This window comes from Lutibacter sp., assembly GCF_041562875.1.
Lineage (GTDB): Bacteria > Bacteroidota > Bacteroidia > Flavobacteriales > Flavobacteriaceae > Lutibacter.
In genome coordinates, this window is the sequence record NZ_JBFFOE010000115.1 from 1 (window position 1) to 7,207 (window position 7,207).

Consider the following 7,207-nt stretch of genomic DNA (forward strand, 5'->3'; position numbering starts at 1 on the left):
TTATTATTGCCTAACTAAACGGTTTTACATAAATTCGCTACTATAACTTTTAAAAACAGTTCCATTGGCAAATACCAAGAAAGTAACTCCTTTAATGAAACAATACAATGCTATTAAGGTAAAATATCCTGATGCCATGTTGTTGTTTAGAGTGGGTGATTTTTACGAAACTTTTGGTGAAGATGCTAAAAAAGCTTCAAAAGTTTTAGGAATTATTTTAGCAAAACGAGGTGCAGGAAGTGAAACAGAAACTGCATTGGCTGGTTTTCCACATCATTCTTTAAATACCTACTTACCCAAATTGGTGAAAGCAGGTATGCGTGTTGCTATTTGCGATCAGTTGGAAGATCCAAAAATGACCAAAACCATTGTAAAACGTGGCGTTACAGAATTAGTAACTCCTGGAGTTGCTTTAAATGATGAAGTTTTACAATCAAAAACAAATAACTTTTTAGCTTCGGTTCACTTCGGAAAAAAAAATATTGGAATTTCTTTTTTAGATATTTCAACTGGTGAATTTTTAACTGCTCAAGGAAATAGTGAGTACATTGATAAACTACTTCAAAATTTTAATCCAAGTGAAGTACTGGTTCAAAAACAACACAAACTTAAATTCAACGAATTATTTGGAGATCGTTTTTATACATTTTATTTAGAAGATTGGATTTTTCAACTAGAATATGCCTTGGAAAATTTAACCAATCACTTTAAAGTAAAAACATTGAAAGGTTTTGGTATTGATGATTTAAACGACGCTATTATTGCTTCTAGTGCTGTGCTATTTTATTTGTCTGAAACACAACATAATAAGTTAAGCCATATTTCTGTCATCAACAGAATTTCTGAAGATAATTATGTTTGGATGGATCGTTTTACCATTAGAAATTTAGAACTATACAACTCAACTTCTGTAAATGCAGTAACATTGTTAGATGTTATTGATAAAACCATTTCACCAATGGGTGGACGTTTGTTAAAACGCTGGTTGGCATTGCCTTTAAAAGATATTAATCGTATAAAAAAACGACACGATATTGTAAAATATTTTATAGATAATGACGAATTTTTCGAATTGTCAACTTATCAAATAAAGCAAATTAGTGATATTGAACGCTTAGTTTCAAAAGTGGCAACTAGCAAAGTAAATCCAAGAGAAGTTGTACTACTTAAAAACTCTTTAAATGCTATAATCCCAATAAAAGAAGCTGCTGAAAAAAGTGATAATGAATCTTTAAAAATTATTGGTGAACAACTTCAAAATTGCAATACGCTTCGTGAAAAAATTTCTAAAACGTTAAACGAAGATGCGCCCGTGAATATTAGCAAAGGAAATACTATTGCAAACGGAGTTTCAAATAAATTAGATGAACTTCGCGCACTTTCAACTTCTGGGAAAAATTATTTAGATCAAATGTTGGCTCGTGAGGTAGAGCGCTCTGGAATTACTTCCTTAAAAATAGCTTTTAACAATGTTTTTGGTTATTATATTGAAGTTAGAAATACCCATAAAGATAAAGTTCCTTCAGAATGGATTCGTAAACAAACCTTGGTAAATGCCGAGCGTTATATTACAGAAGAATTAAAAGAATACGAAACTAAAATTTTAGGTGCTGAAGAAAAAATAGGTAAACTTGAACATGAACTTTTTGCTGATCTTATTAGTTCTTTGTTAGATTATATTCAACCCATACAATTAAATGCGCAATTAATAGCTCAAATTGATTGTTTAAGTTCGTTTGCCGAAATTGCAAAACAATACAATTATGTTCGCCCATTATTGGATGAAAGCACCGATTTAGAAATTAAAAATGGCCGTCATCCTGTTATTGAAAAACAATTACCAATTGGCGAAGAATATATTGCAAATGATGTTGTTTTAAACAGAAATTCGCAACAAATTATTATGATCACTGGCCCGAATATGAGTGGTAAATCAGCTATTTTACGTCAAACTGCCTTAATTGTTTTGTTGGCTCAAATGGGAAGTTATGTGCCAGCTCAAAATGCTAGAATTGGTATTGTTGACAAAATTTTTACACGTGTTGGCGCTAGTGATAATATTTCTATGGGTGAATCAACTTTTATGGTTGAAATGAATGAAACCGCAAGTATTCTAAACAATATTTCAGAAAGAAGTTTGGTTTTATTAGATGAAATTGGACGAGGAACAAGTACCTACGATGGTATTTCAATAGCTTGGGCAATTGCTGAATATTTACACGAACATCCTTCAAAAGCAAAAACATTATTTGCTACACATTATCATGAGTTAAATGATATGACTAATACTTTTGATCGTGTTAAAAACTTCAATGTTTCAGTAAAAGAATTAAAAGATAAAGTTATTTTCTTACGAAAATTAGTACCTGGCGGAAGTGAACATAGTTTTGGTATTTACGTTGCAAAATTAGCTGGAATGCCATCTTCAGTAATTCATAGAGCAACTAAAATGTTAAAGCAATTGGAGAAAAATCATACCAATGCAGACATAAAAGAAACCTTAAAAAACGCATCTCAAGAAGATATGCAATTAAGCTTTTTTAAATTAGATGATCCTTTGTTAGAAGATTTAAAAGAAGAAATTCTCACCATTAATATTGATACGCTTACACCTATTGAAGCTTTAATGAAGCTGAATGAAATTAAGCGGATGCTGACTAAAAAGCCCTAAATTGTTCAAATGCTATGAAAATAAACACCTTTACAAAACAACTAATTTTAACACCTTTAAAAAGATTAAAACTTATCCTTATCTTTTTTCTTTTTTCAAGCTTACTCTATTCTTCAAATAATTTTAATAAATCTCCATTACCTAGTTGGGTAAAACAAGTTGATTTTAAGAATATTGAAAACACTGAAAATAGTGGTGGATTTCAATATTTATTAATTGATTTACAAGAAAATATAATTAACAAATCTACTTTTGGTCATTATGCAATAAAAGTTTTAAATTCTGAAGGCATTCAATCTATGTCTAATATTGATATTACTTTTGATCCAAGTTATCAGAAATTATATTTACATCAAATTCAAATTATTAGAGATGGCAAAATCATTAATAAATTTAATGATAGTAATATAAGAACTATACAAAGAGAAACAAGTTTAGAAAGATCTCTTTATGATGGGTCTTTATCTACCATCATAAACTTAACAGATATTCGAGAAAATGATATTATTGAATATTCATATACAGTTAATGGATTTAACCCCATAAATAAAGGAGATTATTCAACTACTTTTTATCATCAATACACAATTCCTGTAAATCGTGTTTATAATAGAGTAATTACTAACAAACAACACGAATTACAATTTAAGCTTTACAATGGTGCAATTGATCCCGAAATTAATACTTCAAACAACAAAACAGAATATATTTGGGATGTTGAAGCTTTAGATTTTAAAATATATGATATTAATGTACCTTCTTGGTATGATTCTCATAGAAGTGTTTCGTTTTCATCTTATAAAAATTGGGGAGCTATTGTTGACTGGGCATTACCATTATATAAATATGATGAAGCTGATATAAAGGAAATAAACCTGAACCTAAAGAAGGTTAAATTAAAAGAAGATAAATTATTAGCAATCATTAAATTTGTTCAAGATGACATAAGGTATCTAGGTTTTGAATCTGGAATAAATGCATATAAACCTCATAAACCTAAAAAAGTTTTTGAGCAACGCTATGGAGATTGTAAAGATAAATCACTTTTATTAGTTTCTTTATTAAGAAAAGAAGGTGTTGAATCGTATCCTTTACTAATAAATACCCAATTAAAAGATGAACTAAAAGAAAGATTGCCGGCTGGAAATATTTTTGATCATTGTGTTGTTTATTTTAAACACAAGAATAAAGATTATTTTATTGATCCCACCATTTCAAATCAAGGAGGTAACCTTCAAAATATTTCATTTCCAAATTACCGTTATGGTTTATTACTAAAACCTGGAGAAAATGACTTATTTCATATTCCTGATACTGAAAAAGCAACAGTAAAAGTCAATGAAATTATATATATAGATTCTATTGGAAGTTATGCTGAATTAGAAGTTAGCACTGAATATACAGGAAATAAAGCAGACTATATTAGAAGTTATTTTAACACTAACCATAAAGAATCCATCCAAAAAGAATACCTTAATTATTATAGCAACCTATACCCAAATATTGAGTTAACAAAAGGTATTGATGTTCTAGATCATTTAAGAAATAGCACAAATAAAATTATTATTGAAGAACATTATAAAATAAATAACTTTTGGCTGGATACTAAAGATAAATCTAGTATTTATTGTGAAATTTATCCTCTTGTATTAGAATCATTAGTTAATTATCCTAATTCAGCAGACCGAAAAATGCCTTATCAATTAGGCAACATTCATTCGTATAGTCAAAACACTAATATTTACCTTCCCGAAGTGTGGGCAATTGAAAATTCAGAAAAAAGAGTTGAAGGAGATGGTTTTGTTTATGAAAACAGTGTTAAAGGTTATGGAAAATCAATTTCAATTACACACAATTATGAAATAACTAAAGAATATATAACTGAAAATAAGGTAGACCAATTTTTAAAAAAGCATGATAATATCAAAAATGAATTCTCTTATTTTCTAACATACAATACGAGTTTATCTGGCTTTGAGTTAAGTTGGATTTCTATTTTATTAGTTATAATAGCACTAATAGTAGGCGTTTATTTTTCCATAAGAATCTATAAAAATTACAATCCTAATCCAATTGAAAACCCTGCACAGCATAAAATTGGAGGTTGGCTAATATTACCAGCGATTGGAATTTCATTATCACCTTTCTTCCTTTTAACACAGTTATTTTCAGAAGAGCACTTTAATCAAAATAGTTGGGTAGGAATTTACAATTCAGGATATGAAAATTTAGTAAGTATCTATATTTTCTTTGGTGCTGAAATAGTATATAATTTTCTTTTTTTTATTTTTAGCATCCTAATTATCGTACTTTTCTTTCAAAAAAGATCAAATATTCCTGTATTAATTTCAGTATACTATTTATTAAGTTTTTTAATTCCACTTTTAGATACTTTAGTTTCAAATCAATTAATACCCGGACAAATATTAAGTTCAGAAAACGATGAATTATATAAAAGTATTGGAAAAAGTTTTTTAGGTGCTGTTATTTGGATTCCATATTTCAACTTTTCAGAAAGAGTGAAAAACACTTTCGTTAAAAAACATAAGATTGTTACAACTACTTAAACTTTTAGTTTTATGATTCAAGTTTTAGAAATGGATTTTATCAATAAAATTCACCAATAATAAATGATAAACAATTTAGAACAAGGTTTTTTTTGATATATAGGAATTAAGAATAGAAAATACCCAAATATTTAGACATGGTATGAAGTTTAGCGTAGAATAGATATGCTAATTTTATTTTTAACCGTAGGAAAGAGATATGCGATTAATTAAAAAAAGACTGACTCTTTGTTAGAACATTTAAAAGAAGAAATTCTCACTATTAATATTGATACGCTTACACCTTTTTAAACTTTAATGAAATTAAGAGAATGCTTACAAAAAGTAAAATGTTAAAATTTTCTTAAAACTGGAATAGTTTTTGATAATTAGCTAATTATGAAATTACTTCTAATCAAGTAATTACTATAAAAAATAAGCTATGAAAAAAATTACACTTCTATTCTTCTTAATTTCTTCAATCTATTGTTTTTCACAATCTAATATTGAAGGTTTTATTTTTAATAAACAAACCAACGAATCATTACCTTACGCTACCATTAAAATTATTAGTAACAATAATTATTATACCATTACCAATGAAGATGGGAAATTTGAAATTAATGATAGATTTGCTTTAGATTCTTTAGAAATAAGGTTTATTGGATTTAAAACTAAAAAAGTTGCAGTCACCTATTTTAAAGAGCATTCTAAGTTTTATTTAGCTCCAAATACTTTTCATTTAGATCAAGTTTTAGTTGTTGCAAAAAAAAATAAAAATTATACGTATAATCTCTTAAATAGTTTAATTCAGAAGTATAGGAACAAACAGCTAATTACTAAAAGTAAAGCGTTTCTTACGTTAACCTCATCAGCAAGAGGAGTTCCTATAGAAATTATTGAAGGATTTTATAATAGTGAGCAAAATGCATCGAAAGGAATTGTAGATTTAAAATTAAAAAGTGGTCGTTTTGGTCAAAATGCAACTTTTCCTTTTTATAGTTTAAATAATACCGATATTTTAAAAGATTTTCAACTATTTGAAAGAAAAAACCAACTATTACCCATATATCCTGGTAATTTAACTTTAAGTGCTATTAAAGGTAAGTATAATGTAAAAATTGATGAATGTTCAGCTTGTGCCCAAGGAGATCTATCAATTTCATTCACTCCTAAAAAAGAAAATGGCAGGCTTTTGGCTGGAACTATTATTTTTAATAAAGAAAAATTAACCTTAAAAAAAATAATGTTAAGTGGTGAAAATTTAATAACTGAAGGCTTATCGTCTATTATTGAAGATGACACTGTTACACCAAAAAGCATTCAATTAAACATTAATTTTAATCCCATTGATTATGAAAAAATACAATCTATAGATTTTGAGTTTAAAATGAACTATAGCTCAAAAGGTAATTTTGAAATTATAACATCACATTCTCTTCTCTATTTTTACGATTATAACTTTTCTTTTAAAGATCCTTATTTTACCAATAACATAAATTTCAATAATGACTATGATAAAATTAGAACCCAACAGGCTTCTGAAGAATTCTGGAATTTAAACGATCAGTTCCCTAAGAGCTATAAGGAAAAAATATCTATAGATTTTTTAAAAAAATATGGGTATTTAATTAATTATAATACAACTATTCCTTCAGATTATTTACAATATATACGCCCTTCAATAATAGCTTGGCAAGAAAATAAGCCGTTAAAATGGCCTGATATTAAGTTAAGCTTACTAAAAGATGAAGAAAGTACTATAGACCATAAAGATTATAAGCAAGGTGCAACAAAAGCAATTGACAAAGAGGCTTATTCTATATCTGAATTTAAACAAAAACCTAACAAATCTGAAATTGACGAACTATTTATCTTTAGCTTTATGTTAGATGTATATACCAATGAGTTAGGCGAAAAACAATTCAGCACTAAAACATTATTTGATAGAAATTCATCTTTTTGCTCTTATAATCGTATAAACCATAAA

General features: G+C 27.6%; 3 protein-coding genes. All 3 read left to right on the forward strand.

Going from position 1 to position 7,207, the window contains the following annotated elements; translation table 11 throughout:
* Positions 1–94 precede the first annotated feature (94 nt).
* Complete coding sequence (gene mutS / locus ABY863_RS11965; protein WP_372795145.1) at positions 95–2,671, forward strand: DNA mismatch repair protein MutS; 2,577 nt, start codon at positions 95–97, stop codon at positions 2,669–2,671.
* 14 nt (positions 2,672–2,685) lie between these two features.
* The gene (locus tag ABY863_RS11970; protein WP_372795141.1) at positions 2,686–5,238 is read left to right on the forward strand and encodes a DUF3857 domain-containing protein; all 2,553 of its coding nucleotides are present in this window, start codon (positions 2,686–2,688) and stop codon (positions 5,236–5,238) included.
* A gap of 421 nt (positions 5,239–5,659) precedes the next feature.
* A partial coding sequence (locus ABY863_RS11975; protein WP_372795143.1) for a carboxypeptidase-like regulatory domain-containing protein occupies positions 5,660–7,207 on the forward strand: 1,548 nt, incomplete at its 3' end.